The following is a 14793-nucleotide window of genomic DNA, read 5'->3' on the forward strand; positions in this document are numbered from 1 at the left end:
GAGGGTTTGGCTATGTCTCAGGTAAAAACTGCAAAGGGCTTCTGGCCGGGTTTCAACCAGCGCAAGTTTCTCGATGACTGGGTGATGCTGCTGGCGGCACTCAGCATCTTTGTGCTCAGCGCGTTGTTTATCGACAACTTCCTCTCGCCGCTGAACATGCGCGGCCTGGGCCTGGCGATTTCCACCGTGGGCATCGCGGCGTGCACCATGTTGTTCTGCCTGGCGTCGGGGCACTTCGACTTGTCGGTGGGCTCGGTGATCGCCTGCGCCGGCGTGGTGGCGGGGATCGTGATCCGCGACACCGACAGCGTGGTGCTCGGTGTGTCCGCCGCCTTGGCCATGGGCCTGGTGGTGGGGCTGATCAACGGTATCGTCATCGCCAAGCTGCGCATCAACGCGTTGATCGCGACCCTGGCGACCATGCAGATTGTGCGCGGCCTGGCCTACATCTTTTCCAACGGCAAGGCCGTCGGGGTGATGGACGAAGGCTTCTTCGTGTTCGGCAACGGCCAACTGATGGGCGTGCCGGTGCCGATCATCATCACCGTGCTGTGCTTTGTGTTCTTCGGCTGGCTGCTCAACTACACCACCTACGGGCGCAACACCATGGCGATTGGTGGCAACCAGGAAGCGGCGCTGCTGGCCGGGGTGAACGTCGACCGCACCAAGATCATCATCTTCGCCGTGCACGGTTTGATCGGCGCGCTGGCCGGGGTGATCCTGGCCTCGCGCATGACCTCGGGCCAACCGATGATCGGCCAGGGTTTCGAGCTGACGGTGATCTCTGCCTGCGTCCTGGGCGGGGTCTCGTTGAGCGGTGGTATCGGCATGATCCGTCATGTGATTGCCGGGGTGCTGATCCTGGCGATCATCGAGAACGCGATGAACCTGAAGAACATCGACACCTTCTACCAGTACGTGATCCGTGGTTCGATCCTGTTGCTGGCGGTGATTATCGACCGCATGAAGCAACGCTAAAGTCGTGCCCTGTGAAGATCAAAATGTGGGAGCTGGCTTGCCTGCGATAGCGGTGTGTCAGCCTGCACATTTACTGGCTGACACGCCCTCATCGCAGGCAAGCCAGCTCCCACAGTGGATCTCCTCTGTTCAGGAGGGCTGCATTTGCCATAATGGCGCCGTTTTCGTACCACCACATAGGCCCGATATGCAGGAAAACGCCCACACTCCCGTCAAAGACGCTGCGCCTACCGGCACCCAGACCCTGCTGCGTGGCCTGGGCGTGGTGCAGGCGGTGGCGGCCGGTGCGCGGGATCTGAAAGAGATCGCCAAGCGCATCGGCACCACCCGCAGTACCACGCATCGCCTGGCCAGTTGCCTGGTGGAAGAGCGCTACCTGCGCGTGGTGCCGCAGGTCGGTTACCTGCTGGGGCCGAAGTTGATCGAGCTGGGGTTCCAGGCCCGCGAAGAGTTGCCGCTGGTGACCCTGGCCATCCCGTATCTGGATGAACTGTCGGCGCTGACCGGCGACACCATCCACCTGGCCATTCGCGAATACGATGACGTGCTCTACCTGCACAAGAATCCAGGCCGCAACGGTCCGGAAATGCGCTCGCGGGTGGGACATCGCATGCCTTTGGCGCGTACCGGAGTGGGCAAGGCGATGTTGCTGGATGACACCGCGCAGGAATGGCAGCGGCTGTACGAAGCCAGCCTGCCGGCGGGAGGCAAGAGCCTGCAATGGCCGCAGCACCCGGAACAGACCTGGGCGCAGTTCGAGCAGCGCATGCATGAATACGTGGTGGGGGGCTACGCGTTCGATCTGGAAGACAACGAACCGTCCATCCGTTGCGTGGCGGCACCGGTGCGCGATGCGAGCCGGCGAATCGTCGCCGGCATCAGCATCGCCAGTACCGTGCCCTACATGCCGCTGGAGAAAATGGCCGAGCTGATCCCTGTGATCAAACAGGTCGCGGCCCGGCTTTCCGCGGAGTTGGGCGCAAAGGCCTGATCAGGCCTTCAGGGTCGCCATGTCGATGACAAAGCGGTACTTCACATCACCGGCGATCATGCGGGCGTAAGCCTCGTTGATCTGGCGGATGTCGAGCATTTCGATGTCGCAGGTGATGCCATGCTCGGCACAGAAATCCAGGACTTCCTGGGTTTCGGCAATGCCACCAATCAACGAACCGGCCAGCACTTTACGCCCCAACACCAGCTTGGCCGCATTCACCGGCGGGTCTACCGGCTCGATCAGGCCGACCAGGATGTGCACGCCGTCAAAGCGCAGTACATCGAGGTAGGGGTTGAGGTCGTGTTGTACCGGGATGGTGTCCAGCAGGAAGTCGAAGCTGCCGGCGGCGGCCTTCATCTGCTCGGCATCGGTGGACACGATCACGTGATCGGCGCCCTGGCGACGGCCTTCTTCAGCCTTGCTCGCCGAACGGGTGAACAAGGTCACTTCCGCGCCCATGGCCTTGGCAAACTTGATGCCCATATGGCCCAGGCCGCCCATGCCCAGCACGCCGACCTTATCGCCGGCCTTGACGCCGTAGTGCTTGAGCGGCGAGTAGGTGGTGATGCCGGCGCAGAGGATCGGCGCGGCGCTGGCGAGGTCGAGCTTGGCTGGAATCTTGACCACGAAGTGCTCGCTGACCACGATGCTGTCGGAGTAGCCGCCCATGGTGTTGCTGCCGTCGACGCGGTCGGGGGTGGCGTAGGTCATGGTCGGGCCTTCGAGGCAGTATTGCTCCAGGTCCGATTTGCACGCGTCGCAGTGGCGGCAGGAGTCGACCATGCAGCCTACGCCGACCAGGTCGCCGACTTTGTGCGCGGTGACGCTGGCGCCGACGGCGGTGACTTTGCCGACGATCTCGTGGCCCGGCATCAGTGGGTACACGGCGATGCCCCACTCGTTGCGTGCCTGGTGGATGTCGGAGTGGCAGACGCCGCAGTAGAGAATCTCGATGGCCACGTCATCGGCACGTGGGCTGCGACGTTCAAACGACATGGGGGCGAGGGGAGTGGTGGCCGACTGGGCGGCATAACCGATAGCGGTGTACATGGATAAACCTCGCAAAAGCTTGGACTGGGGAGGTGGCGCATTCTGCGCGCCGACCCCGGGTGCGACCATGGCAAATGCTCCGAGTCTCATGCCTAAAGCTCCGGAGGAGCAGCTAAAAGCGGCAAGCTGCAAGCGGCACGCTATAAACTGCGGACATTCTTGCAGCCTGTGGCTTGAAGCCAGCTGGCCTGCACCAAGACGTATCTTTGCGAGAGCTGCTTTTATGTTGTTGACCCGCCATCTCGATGCCAACGCCACGCTGGTTTCCTTGATTGAGGGGCTCACGCCCTGCGACGGTTTCTCCCCGACCCACTTGCCCGGCGTGCAGGTCTTGCGCGCCAGTTGCGACGTGGCGCGCGGGCCGCAGATCTATGAACCGAGCCTGATGTTCGTGGCGCAGGGCAGCAAGGTCGCCTACCTGGGCCCGCGCACGCTGGAGTACGGCGCCGGTCACTACCTGATCCAGGCGATGCCGGTACCGTTCGAATGCGAGACCTTTGCCATGGCGCCCGACGCCCCGTTGTACGGGGTGACAGTGGGCATCGATCGGGTGGTATTGGGTGAGTTGGTCATGGCCATGGGCATGCAGGCCGGGCCGCCGCCGACGGCGCAGACCCTGGAATCGATGAGCTCGGTGGTGCTCGACGATGCGATGCGCGGCTGCGTCGAGCGGCTGTTGCAGTGCCTGCACGATCCGCTGGAAAGCCGGATCATGGGCCCGGCGCGGGTGCGCGAATTGTTGTTCACCGCCTTGCGCGGGCCCCAGGCCGATGTACTGCGCGCACTGGTGGAACAGCAGGGGCAGTTTTCGCGGATCGCTACCTCGTTGAATCACCTGCATGCCCATTACGCCGAGCCGCTGAATATCGAGACGTTGGCGGGGTATGCGCACATGAGTGCGTCGACGTTCCATGAGCATTTCAAGCGCTGCACCTTGCTGTCGCCGGTGCAATATCTGAAACGGCTGCGTCTGCTCAAGGCCCAGCAGTTGCTGCTGGTCGAAGGCATGGGCGTGGCGCAGGCGGCGCATAACGTGGGATACCAGAGCACGTCGCAGTTCAGTCGCGAGTACAAGCGCTACTTTTTGCGCAACCCCGGTGAAGAGCGGGCTGCATAATTCCATCAGGCACAACTGCGTAAATGTGGGAGCGGGCTTGCTCGCGAATACGCTGGGTCAGTTAACACATTCCTCAACAGACAGACCGCCTTCGCGAGCAAGCCCGCTCCCACATTTGACCGAGGTGACTGGTTTTTTTCGGGCCACAAAAAAGGCTCCCGATTGGGAGCCTTGTTTGTTCAAGCGACGGACTTACATGTTCGGGTAAGTCGGCCCGCCTGCGCCTTCCGGCGTGACCCAGGTGATGTTCTGCGAAGGGTCCTTGATGTCACAGGTCTTGCAGTGCACGCAGTTCTGGGCGTTGATCTGGAAGCGTTTTTCGCCGTCTTCCTTGGTCACCACTTCATACACGCCGGCCGGGCAGTAACGCTGTGCCGGTTCATCGTAGAGCGGCAGGTTGGTGCCGATCGGGATGCTCGCGTCTTTGAGCTTCAAGTGGCACGGCTGTTCTTCTTCGTGGTTGGTCCCGGAGATGAACACCGAGCTCAACTTGTCGAAGCTCAGCTTGCCGTCGGGTTTCGGGTAGTCGATCTTCTTGCTGTCCTTCGCGAGCTTGAGGCAGGCGTAGTCCGGCTTGGTGTCGTGCAGGGTGAACGGCATCTTGCCGCCGAGGATGTTCTGGTCGAACCAGTTGAAGCCGGCGCCGATGATCGGACCGAACTTGTGCATCGCCGGGCCGAAATTGCGGCTGGCGAACAGCTCTTCGTAGAGCCAGCTGGACTTGAAGCTGTCGACGTAGGCGGTCAGTTCATCACCGCCTTCGGACTCGGCAAACAGGCGGTCGGCCACGGCGTCGGCAGCGAGCATGCCGGACTTCATCGCCGTGTGGCTGCCTTTGATCTTGGCGAAGTTCAGGGTGCCGAGGTCGCAACCGATCAGCGCGCCACCTTTGAAGACCATCTTCGGCAGCGAGTTCAGGCCGCCTTTGCAGATGGCGCGGGCGCCGTAGCTGATGCGCTTGCCGCCTTCCAGGTACTGGGCCAGCACCGGGTGATGCTTGAGGCGCTGGAACTCGTCGAACGGCGACAGGAAGGTGTTGCTGTAGGACAGGTCGACGATCAGGCCGACGACCACCTGGTTGTTTTCCAGGTGATAAAGGAACGAGCCACCGGTGTTCTCGGCGCTCATGATGTCCAGCGGCCAACCGGCAGTGTGCACCACCAGGCCTGGCTGATGCTTGGCCGGGTCGATTTCCCAGATTTCCTTCAGGCCGATGCCGTAGTGCTGGGCGTCGGCGTCGCTGTCCAGGTTGAAACGCTGGATCAGTTGCTTGCCGATGTGGCCACGGCAACCTTCGGCGAACAGCGTGTACTTGCCACGCAGTTCCATGCCGGGGGTGTACAGGCCTTCTTTCGGATTGCCTTCGCGGTCGACGCCGAGGTCACCGGTGATGATCCCGCGGACCACGCCGTTTTCGTCGAACAGTGCTTCCTGGGCGGCGAAGCCTGGGTAGATTTCCACGCCCAGGTTCTCGGCCTGCTGGGCCAGCCAGCGGCACAGGTTGCCCAGGGAGATGATGTAGTTGCCCTCGTTGTGCATGGTCTTGGGCACAAAGAAGTCAGGCACCTTGGTGGAGGCGTCGGGGCTGCGCAGTACATAGATGTCATCGCGCACCACCGGGGTGTTGAGCGGGGCGCCGAGGGCTTTCCAGTCCGGGAACAGTTCGTTCAGGGCGCGGGGTTCAAACACGGCACCGGAGAGGATGTGGGCGCCGACTTCGGAGCCTTTCTCGACCACGCAGACGCTGATTTCCTTACCGGCTTCGGCGGCCTTCTGCTTCAGTCGGCAGGCGGCAGACAGTCCCGCCGGGCCAGCGCCGACGATGACCACGTCGAATTCCATGTATTCGCGTTCCACAGGCTATCTCCTACTCAAGGCTCAACAGGCTTTTTTTTCTAATGGGTGGAGGTTCGGTGTCGTATCCATCATCACTGTGCCAAATGGCAGGGGATGACCCACCTTTCTCTCTAGGTGGCGCATTATATCTACACCACTGTCAGCGTCCAATACAAACGTTTGTTTGAATTGCCCGCAGGCTAGGTAAATCAAAGAGGCGCGGCTTATGACTGGCTATTTTGCCGTATTGACCAGAATAGGTGTTCCGGTCAATATACGGTCGGTTTTGCGCTTACCGTAGGCAGACTGCAGGTTTCAAGAGCACGTCCAAAAGCAAGACAGGTGACGCGCGTCCAAACAATGGCGCTCAGTTTACACGCTGCGATAAAGAATGACCTCTCAGTCACCACTGACGAACGGTCGTCACTTCCCGTGAGCAAGGTCACTCGCCGAGGTTTTTGGAGGTGCCCTTGTGTGCCGATGAGCATCAACCGCCAGGTTCGCCTAGGCGACTTTCTTTTCACCGGAGAGTAACGAGGAATCCATGAAGGTTCTTGTAGCTGTCAAACGCGTTGTCGATTACAACGTGAAAGTTCGCGTCAAGGCGGACAATTCCGGCGTCGACCTCGCTAACGTCAAGATGTCGATGAACCCTTTCTGCGAAATCGCCGTGGAAGAAGCCGTACGCCTGAAAGAGAAGGGCGTGGCGACTGAAATCGTCGTGGTTTCCATCGGCCCTACCACTGCTCAAGAGCAGCTGCGTACCGCACTGGCACTGGGCGCCGACCGCGCCATCCTGGTTGAATCCGCTGAAGAGCTGACCTCCCTGGCCGTGGCCAAGTTGCTCAAAGCCGTTGTCGACAAGGAACAGCCTCAGCTGGTGATCCTTGGCAAACAGGCCATCGACAGCGACAACAACCAGACTGGCCAGATGCTGGCTGCACTGACCGGTTACGGCCAGGGCACCTTCGCCTCCAAAGTCGAAGTGAGCGGCGACAGCGTGGCTGTGACCCGTGAAATCGACGGCGGCGCACAGACCGTTTCGTTGAAACTGCCGGCCATCGTCACCACCGACCTGCGTTTGAACGAGCCGCGCTACGCGTCCCTGCCAAACATCATGAAAGCCAAGAAGAAGCCGCTTGAGTCGGTGACTCCAGACGCTTTGGGCGTTTCCACCGCCTCCACCAACAAGACCGTCAAAGTCGAAGCGCCGGCTGCACGCAGCGCGGGTATCAAGGTCAAGTCGGTGGCTGAACTGGTCGAGAAACTGAAAAACGAAGCGAAGGTAATCTAAACATGACTATCTTGGTAATCGCTGAACACGACAACAAGGTGCTGGCCCCGGCTACCCTGAACACTGTGGCTGCCGCTGCGAAAATCGGTGGCGACATTCACGTATTGGTAGCAGGTCAAGGCGCTGGCGCCGTGGCTGACGCCGCTGCGAAAGTGGCTGGCGTGAGCAAAGTACTGCTGGCCGACAACGCCGCCTACGCGCACCAACTGCCGGAAAACGTTGCCCCGCTGGTCGCGGAACTGGGCGCTGGCTACAGCCACATCCTGGCGGCCGCTACGTCCAACGGCAAAAACATCCTGCCACGCGTTGCTGCGCAGCTGGACGTTGACCAGATCTCCGAGATCATCTCGGTAGAAAGCGCTGATACCTTCAAGCGCCCGATCTACGCCGGTAACGCCATTGCCACCGTGCAATCGACCGCTGCCATTAAAGTGATCACCGTACGTGCCACCGGTTTCGACCCGGTTGCTGCTGAAGGGGGTTCGGCTGCGGTTGAAGCTGTTGCTGCTGCCCACGACGCTGGCACTTCGAGCTTCGTTGGCGAAGAGCTGGCCAAGTCCGATCGTCCTGAGCTGACCGCTGCCAAGATCGTCGTTTCCGGCGGCCGTGGCATGCAGAACGGTGACAACTTCAAACACCTGTACGCCCTGGCCGACAAGCTGGGCGCTGCGGTCGGCGCTTCCCGCGCTGCCGTCGACGCAGGTTTCGTACCCAACGACATGCAGGTCGGCCAGACCGGCAAGATCGTTGCGCCACAGCTGTACATCGCGGTCGGTATCTCCGGCGCGATCCAGCACTTGGCCGGTATGAAAGACTCCAAAGTGATCGTCGCGATCAACAAGGATGAAGAAGCACCGATCTTCCAGGTAGCTGATTACGGCCTGGTGGCGGACTTGTTCGAAGCCGTTCCCGAGTTGGAGAAGCTGGTCTAATCCAGTCGCTTCACTTATAAAGAGCCCGGTCCTTGTGACCGGGTTTTTTTTTGCCTTGGTAGATACCGACTTGCCGGCGCCTACAAGGGATGCGTTTGTGATGGGGAGAGTCTGTGATGGAATTGCGTCGTTGGGTGGTGCTGTTGCTGGGTGTGTCACTGCTTCCGAGCCTGACGCTGGCGGCGGGCAAATGTGAGCGCCTGGTCATCACCGGCAGCCCGGACGCACCGCCGTTGCTCTGGCGTGATCCCCAGGACCCCACGCACCTGATCGGCGCCACCGCCGATGTGTTGCAGCAAGTCGCCAAGGACCTCGGCTTGAAGGTCGACCTGCTCTACGGCGGCAAACGTTCCCTGGCCCTGGATGAAGTGCGCAGCGGGCGCATGGACATCCTCGCCGACGCACCGCTGAACCTGGGCGAGCTGGAGACCCTCGACTACATCCACCCGGCGCTGGTGCAGACCGACTATCTGGTGTGGACACGCAAGGACTCGGCACTGGTCTACAACACGGCCGCCGACTTGCACGGCCACAAGGGCGCAGTGTCGGAGCGGGCACGCTTGAGCCGTGAGTTCGAAACCCTCGCCGATCAGCAACTCACCCTGCAACGTCTACCGAGCCTGACCCCGGCCTTCCAGAAACTGCTGCTGGGCGAGGTGGATTATGTGCTGGCCGGGCGTTACTCCGGCATGGCCATGGCCCAGACATTGGGCATGAGCAACGACCTGGTCGCTCGCGAAACGCCGATCGATCAGCCCGGCCTGTACCTGGCGATTTCCCACAACTCGGCATGCAATGATCCGTGGTTGCGCGGACAGCTCGCCAAAAAGATGACAGAATTGCCCGGGTCTGGTGTGGCGGAAGCCGCGCTGCAGCGCAATCTCGAGCGTTGGAAAGCGCAATTGCAACAACCCGTCGGCACCCCAACAAAGTAGGGATTTTCAGTGACTCTTCGACCTCTTTTCGCGGCCCTCGCCGTTGTCGCTCTGGCGGGATGTGCAGCCGATCCTGCGCCGAATGAACAAATACGCCTCACCCAGCAAGCCTTGGAACAAGCCAGCGCCGTGGGCGCCAGTACTGATGACTCGCCCGAATTGAAACTGGCCGAAGACAAGTTCGCCCAGGCCAAGGCCGACATGGCCGATGAATCCTACAAAGACGCGCGCATGCAGGCCGAACAGGCTGAGCTGGATGCGCGCCTGGCTGAAGCCAGGATATTGACCCGCAAGAGCCAGGAACAACTCAACGTGCTCAACACCCGCATCACGCGTCTGCGCAAGCAATTGCAGTTGGGGGAAGCCCAATGAGCCCGATGATCCGTGCCGTGAGCTGTGTGTTGTTGCTGGGCAGCGCCGTGTTGGGCGGTTGTGCCAGCCATCCCAATGGCGAGCAGGCGCTGCAACAGGCCGGCAACGACTTCCAGAAGGTCAAGGAAGACGCCAATGTGCTGCGCTTCGCCCCCAAGGACGTGATTCGCGCCGGTGAGTCCCTGGCGCGTGCCGATCGCTTGTCCAGCTACTGGGGCAGCGGCGCCGACGTGGTGCATTACGCCTACCTGAGCCAGCGCTACAGTGCCATCGCTCGCGAGCACACTGAGCAGGCGCTCAACCAGGAGCGTGGCGCCAAGCTTGAATTGGAGCGCCAGCGCCTGCAGTTGGCCCTGCGTGAAAACAAGCTGATCAGCGTGCAGCAGCAGGGCAAATGGCTCGAAGAGCAGATCGCCAGCCTGGCCACCACCCAGACCGATCGCGGCCTGGTGATGACCCTGGGCGACGTGCTGTTCGATACCGGTGACGCCGAGCTGAAAAACTCCGCCAACCGCACAGTGCTGAAAATTGTGCAGTTCCTGCAACTGAACCCCAAGCGCGTGGTGCGCATCGAGGGCTACGCCGACAACACCGGTGGCGAGCAGGAAAACCTCAAGCTGTCGCGTGACCGTGCGCAATCGGTGGCCGATGTGTTGGTCGACCTCGGCATCGATGAAAAACGTATCCAGGTCGAAGGCTACGGCGACCAGTATCCGGTCGAGGCCAACGCCTCCGAGCGCGGCCGCGCGCAGAACCGTCGAGTGGAAATTGTATTCTCCGACGAGAAGGGCCAACTGGGCGCCGCCCGATAAGGCGCCAGCGCTGATCAAAATGTGGGAGCGGGCTTGCTCGCGAAGGCGGCGTATCAGTCACCCTTTAAGTGGCTGATGCACCGCCTTCGCGAGCAAGCCCGCTCCCACATTTCGTTTCGGTGCAGAGCTGAAATTCTATTCCCCCACCCCTACAGTTTTTACTGTCACTCCCGCCCGCGCTCGACTATTGTGGCAACTGTCCCCGTACACTTCTAAACTGTGCCGGTATGTTTCACACAAAAATAAAATACCCGTGAAATCGAGTGCTGCGTCATGACCAATCTGTTGCTTTACCAACGTATCGCCCAGCAACTGGCTGAGGACATCCGGCGCGGTGTCTATCAACCGGGTGAGCGCGTGCCTTCGGTGCGCAAGATGAGCTCCCAGCTCAACGTCAGCCATGCCACGGTGTTGCAGGCCTACGCCAACCTGGAAGACCAGGGGCTGATCCGGGCGCGGCCGCAATCGGGCTACTACGTGCACCAGACGCCGGCGCTGACGGCGCCAACGCCGGACATTGCCCGTGTCGAGCGTCCCGGGTTGGTCACCCGCAGCAGCATTATCCAGCAGGTATTGGGCGAGTCGCGCCGTGAAGGCGTGTTCCCGCTGGGCGCCGCCGTGCCGAGTGTCGACTACTTGCCGGTCCGCGCGCTGCACCAGCAGTTGGCCAAAGTCACCCGCTTCCAGAGCCCGCGTGCGTTCAGCTACATGTTCAGCCCGGGTTTTGAGCCGTTGCGCCGCCAAGTGGCGATTCGCATGCGCGACGCCGGCGTGGTGGTGGACCCTTCCGAGGTGGTGATCACCCACGGTTGCGTGGATGCGTTGCAGATGTCGCTGCGCGTGCTCACACGCCCAGGCGACCTGATTGCCGCCGAATCACCGACCTACTACGGTTTGCTGCAACTGGCCGACCTGCTCGGCCTCAAGGTCATCGAGATCCCCAGCGACCCGTCCACCGGCATGAGCCTTGAAGCCCTGCAACTGGCGGCCAACCAATGGTCGATCAAGGCCCTGGTGTTGACCACGCGCCTGAGCAACCCCCTGGGCGGCACCATGCCCGAGGAGCGACAGAAACAATTGCTGCGGCTGGCCTCGGACTTCGATATCCAGATTGTCGAGGACGATATCTACGGCGAGCTGATGTTCGAACTCGGTCGCACCAAGGCCCTCAAGGCCTATGACCGCCTGGACCGGGTCATCTACTGCTCGAGCTTTTCCAAGACATTGTCACCAGGGGTGCGCATTGGTTGGATGATCGCCGGCAAGTACCAGCAGGAAATCCAGCGCCTGCAGATGTTCAGTACCCATTCCGCCTGCAGCGTGACCCAGATGGGGGTGGCGGCGTACCTCGAGAACGGTGGCTACGACCGCCACCTGCGCTACATCCGCCAGGAATACCGCAAGAACCTCAGCGCTTTCCAGCTGGCGGTGCAGCAGTATTTCCCGGAAGGCACCCAGATGACCCGCCCGACCGGTGGCTTCATCCTGTGGGTCAGTTTGCCCGGACGGGTCAATACCCAGGAACTGCACGTGCGTGCCCTGCAACAGGGCATCAGCATTGCGCCGGGGTTGATCTTCAGCAATACCGAGCAGTTCAACCACTGCATCCGCCTCAATTGCGGCACGCCGTGGAACCGCGAGGCAGAGCGGGCGCTGATGACGTTGGGGATGCTGGCCAGCCAGTTGTGCCAGGAGACGGCAGCCGGCTTTTGAGCGGCGTATTGGGGACAACTCCGATAGCTGGCTAATCACCGCGCTTGTCATGCCGCGCACAACAAGCGAGCATATGGCCCTCTGCCGTTAATGCTGTAGGCGATATGACCTCAATTGTTCGTGCTGCTTTGGTGATTGGCCTGTTAAGCCTGTGTAACGTCAGCCCCGTGCTGGCGGCAACGCCTGTGACTGACGCCCAGCCCGCCGCCAGCAACCAGCAGAAAACGCCTGCAAAAAAACCGGCACCGGCGCAGAAAGCCGCCGCGACCAAGAAAAAAGCCGCCACGGTGAAAAAACGTGCACCGGTAGCGAGCAAGTCAAAATCGGCCCGCGAAGTGGCCCAGACCCAACTGGCACCGGCACAGTTGGACCTGACACTGCCTACGGACATGGTCCGGCACCTGCAGCCCCTGGGCACCATGCCCAAGCCCAAAAGCGTACCGCTGCTGCCGCCGATGTTTGGTGACAAGCCCACTGACAACAGTGCCTTCCAGATCAACGGGCGCCTGCTCAGCAATGAAATGAAACTGCAACTGCGCAACGAAGAGCGCCGCGATGTTGAAGGCGCTGCGTTGGAGTTCGAGTTCAAGCAATAAACTTTTCGCCCTAACGTGACGTCACCCCTCGACCATCTGTCGCAGACTGGTCAGTCACTTTTGTTTTCTGCGAAAAACCCCTGTTAGACCATTTTAAAACGGCTGTTTAAGGGCGTACTCTAGCCCGGCCATCCACATTGAGTCGTCGAGGACCTTTTGGTCATGAAATGCCGTGAAGGCTGTGGCGCGTGCTGCATCGCCCCCTCCATCAGTTCGCCATTACCGGGCATGCCACACGGCAAACCGGCCGGCGAACGCTGCCTGCACCTGTCTGTCGAACAGCTGTGCCAGCTGTTCGGCCGGCCGGAACGCCCGGCGGTGTGCAGTGATTTCAAGGCCGATATCGAGGTCTGCGGCACCGACCAGGCCGATGCAATCCGGTTGATCGGCTGGTGGGAGCAGATGACGGCGGCTTGATGGGCTTTACTATCGGAACTTCAACAATAAGGAATACAAACAATGGGTTCGCTGAAACGAATGGCTGTGTTGTGCGGTTTTACGCTGGTGTTTGCTGCCACTGCCCAGGCTGAGGATTGGCAAGTCGCCAAGGACGAAGACGGTATCAAAGTGTCCCTGAGCGAAATCGCCGGCTCCAAGTACAAGGCGTATCGCGGTGTGACCGTGATCAAGGCGCCCGTGGCCAAAATCGTCGCCCTGCAGGAAGACGTGGCCGGTGCCTGTGCCTGGATCCACGAGTGCAAGTCCCAGAAGCTGGTCGACAAGAAAGGCGACGAGAGCTGGACCTACACCCAATTCAAGGCCCCGTTCCCCGTGACGGACCGGGATTCCTACCTGCATATCACCACGACCAAGGCGGCCGACGGCACGCTGACCCGTAAGCTCGAGGGCGTCCCGACTTACAAGCCTGAAGAAAAAGGCTACGTACGGGTTGCCCAGGTCGATGGCTTCTGGAAGCTCGTGCCAAAAGGCGACAACCAGACCGAAGTCACTTACCAGGTGCACACCGAGCCAGGTGGCAGCGTGCCGTCGTGGTTGGCCAACAAGTTTGTGGTGGACGCGCCGTTCAACACCTTGAAAGCCTTGAAAGAACACGCTGAGAAATAAGCGCAGTTGATCTGGTGCCTCCTGACTTGAGTGGAACGTTTGGCGAACCCTCAAGGTCCAGATAGTGGTAAGCCCACACACGGGTTTTATCGAGGAGGCACCGATGCAAAAGTGGCAGATTACCTTCGTTGATGATCACGGCGTTCAGTCCGTCGAGCAGTTCACCTGCGATCAGAAGCCCAGCCTCGAAGATGCGGCACACATGATTCGCAACAAACTGGTGCCCATCGCCGCTGAACTGGACCTCAATGACCTGGAAGGCCGCAAGCCTGAGCCTACGGTCAAGATCCTCAAAGACCAGAACAGTATCCAGATCCTCGACATCTCTCCCGCCGCCTGAATATTCCCTGTACACACTTAAAGCGCCTCTGGTGGAGGTGATAGCTTCGCGCTACTCTGCAAGTGAGATCAGCGAACGAATCGCTAAGGTCTGGTCTTGTCAGCTACATGCTTGTTTTCCAGCGGTGATGTTTTTGCCGTAGCTCCCACGCCAGTACGGCGTGGGCTTCGGGAAGCACGGAAAGTCTATCCATCAATTCGAGGAGCACTTTTCATGAGCACAGCCTATCAAGAAGACATCAGCACCAACGTTCTGCGCCGCATGAAAGAAGGCGGCTTCGACTTCTCGCGTTTCCACCCCATTGAGTTCTACGCCATATTCCCGGATGAGGAACGGGCGCGCAGGGCTGCGGGTGAATTTCGTGGGGAATCCCTGAATGCCCAGGTCAGCGCGCGCGACGATGGCGCCTGGTACCTGGAACTGAGCAAAATCATGTTTGCAACCTACGACGGCATAGGAGACTTCGAGCAGGACTTCGAGGCGGTGGTCGAGCCTCTGGGCGGCATTATCGAGGGATGGGGCGTCAAGCAGGAGGTGCGTGGGTTACCCATGTAGCAGTATGAGAAACACAGCGTATCGGCTGACCTTCGGGTCGGCCGATTTTGTTTGTGGCCAGCCTTTATCGCTGCCCGGTTCGGCATCGTCGCCAACCTCACTATCACCCCACCTACACAGCATTTCTCCAGCCAAAAAAAAGCCACCCGAGCAGGGTGGCCTAAAGGGAAGAGCGTTGCGCTGAAGCGGTAGGACGCATCCTGT

Annotated in this window: 16 protein-coding genes; 14 read left to right on the forward strand and 2 right to left on the reverse strand. The window is 60.5% G+C overall.

The genetic code is table 11. The annotated features are described in order from the left end of the window. Positions 1-12 precede the first annotated feature (12 nt). Both araH and AC07OJ_RS15615 read left to right on the forward strand, forming a co-directional pair. On the forward strand, positions 13-978 hold the full coding sequence (araH, locus tag AC07OJ_RS15610; protein ID WP_025854166.1) for an L-arabinose ABC transporter permease AraH: 966 nt from the start codon (positions 13-15) through the stop codon (positions 976-978). 187 nt (positions 979-1165) lie between these two features. Next, on the forward strand, positions 1166-1969 hold the full coding sequence (locus tag AC07OJ_RS15615) for an IclR family transcriptional regulator (protein ID WP_065909342.1): 804 nt from the start codon (positions 1166-1168) through the stop codon (positions 1967-1969). Here AC07OJ_RS15615 and AC07OJ_RS15620 read toward each other — a convergent pair whose 3' ends face one another. Further along, positions 1970-3022 (reverse strand): NAD(P)-dependent alcohol dehydrogenase, encoded by a 1053-nt coding sequence (locus AC07OJ_RS15620; protein ID WP_106802876.1) that lies wholly within the window; start codon positions 3020-3022, stop codon positions 1970-1972. It lies immediately after the preceding gene. A 223-nt stretch (positions 3023-3245) separates the two neighbouring features. Between AC07OJ_RS15620 and AC07OJ_RS15625 the strand changes: the two genes are divergently transcribed. Continuing rightward, entirely contained in the window at positions 3246-4139 is an 894-nt protein-coding gene (locus AC07OJ_RS15625) for an AraC family transcriptional regulator (protein ID WP_065909348.1), read from the forward strand. Between the two features lie 192 nt (positions 4140-4331). Here AC07OJ_RS15625 and AC07OJ_RS15630 read toward each other — a convergent pair whose 3' ends face one another. Beyond that, a complete protein-coding gene (locus tag AC07OJ_RS15630) occupies positions 4332-5996 on the reverse strand; it encodes an electron transfer flavoprotein-ubiquinone oxidoreductase (RefSeq protein ID WP_065909350.1) in 1665 nt (554 codons plus the stop codon). Between the two features lie 523 nt (positions 5997-6519). Between AC07OJ_RS15630 and AC07OJ_RS15635 the strand changes: the two genes are divergently transcribed. The 11 genes from AC07OJ_RS15635 to AC07OJ_RS15685 all read left to right on the forward strand — a co-directional run bounded on the left by AC07OJ_RS15635 (position 6520) and on the right by AC07OJ_RS15685 (position 14589). Next, complete coding sequence (locus AC07OJ_RS15635; protein ID WP_016973648.1) at positions 6520-7269, forward strand: electron transfer flavoprotein subunit beta/FixA family protein; 750 nt, start codon at positions 6520-6522, stop codon at positions 7267-7269. 2 nt (positions 7270-7271) lie between these two features. Continuing rightward, positions 7272-8201 carry an electron transfer flavoprotein subunit alpha/FixB family protein gene (locus tag AC07OJ_RS15640; protein ID WP_065909352.1) on the forward strand — a complete coding sequence of 310 codons (930 nt, stop codon included), beginning with the start codon at positions 7272-7274 and terminating at the stop codon, positions 8199-8201. A gap of 116 nt (positions 8202-8317) precedes the next feature. Then, positions 8318-9136: a substrate-binding periplasmic protein gene (locus tag AC07OJ_RS15645; protein ID WP_495094770.1), complete on the forward strand. Its 819-nt coding sequence runs from the start codon at positions 8318-8320 to the stop codon at positions 9134-9136. A 9-nt stretch (positions 9137-9145) separates the two neighbouring features. After that, entirely contained in the window at positions 9146-9508 is a 363-nt protein-coding gene (locus tag AC07OJ_RS15650; protein ID WP_065909356.1) for a DUF4398 domain-containing protein, read from the forward strand. After that, on the forward strand, positions 9505-10320 hold the full coding sequence (locus AC07OJ_RS15655) for an OmpA family protein (RefSeq protein WP_065909360.1): 816 nt from the start codon (positions 9505-9507) through the stop codon (positions 10318-10320). Before AC07OJ_RS15650 ends, AC07OJ_RS15655 begins: the two co-directional genes overlap by 4 nt. 273 nt (positions 10321-10593) lie before the next feature. Beyond that, entirely contained in the window at positions 10594-12033 is a 1440-nt protein-coding gene (locus tag AC07OJ_RS15660; RefSeq protein WP_017527404.1) for an aminotransferase-like domain-containing protein, read from the forward strand. Positions 12034-12137: 104 nt separating this feature from the next. After that, the gene (locus tag AC07OJ_RS15665; protein WP_120449515.1) at positions 12138-12629 is read left to right on the forward strand and encodes a translation initiation factor 2; all 492 of its coding nucleotides are present in this window, start codon (positions 12138-12140) and stop codon (positions 12627-12629) included. Positions 12630-12791: 162 nt separating this feature from the next. Next, on the forward strand, positions 12792-13046 hold the full coding sequence (locus AC07OJ_RS15670; protein ID WP_065909363.1) for a YkgJ family cysteine cluster protein: 255 nt from the start codon (positions 12792-12794) through the stop codon (positions 13044-13046). A 42-nt stretch (positions 13047-13088) separates the two neighbouring features. Beyond that, on the forward strand, positions 13089-13694 hold the full coding sequence (locus AC07OJ_RS15675; protein ID WP_065909364.1) for an START domain-containing protein: 606 nt from the start codon (positions 13089-13091) through the stop codon (positions 13692-13694). 103 nt (positions 13695-13797) lie between these two features. Further along, positions 13798-14034: a hypothetical protein gene (locus AC07OJ_RS15680; RefSeq protein WP_065909365.1), complete on the forward strand. Its 237-nt coding sequence runs from the start codon at positions 13798-13800 to the stop codon at positions 14032-14034. Positions 14035-14247: 213 nt separating this feature from the next. After that, positions 14248-14589, forward strand: coding sequence for a ribonuclease E inhibitor RraB (locus tag AC07OJ_RS15685; RefSeq protein WP_015885395.1), 342 nt, complete (start codon positions 14248-14250; stop codon positions 14587-14589). Positions 14590-14793 lie beyond the last annotated feature (204 nt).

It is taken from the genome of Pseudomonas sp. GW821-FHT09C08 (assembly GCF_059418125.1).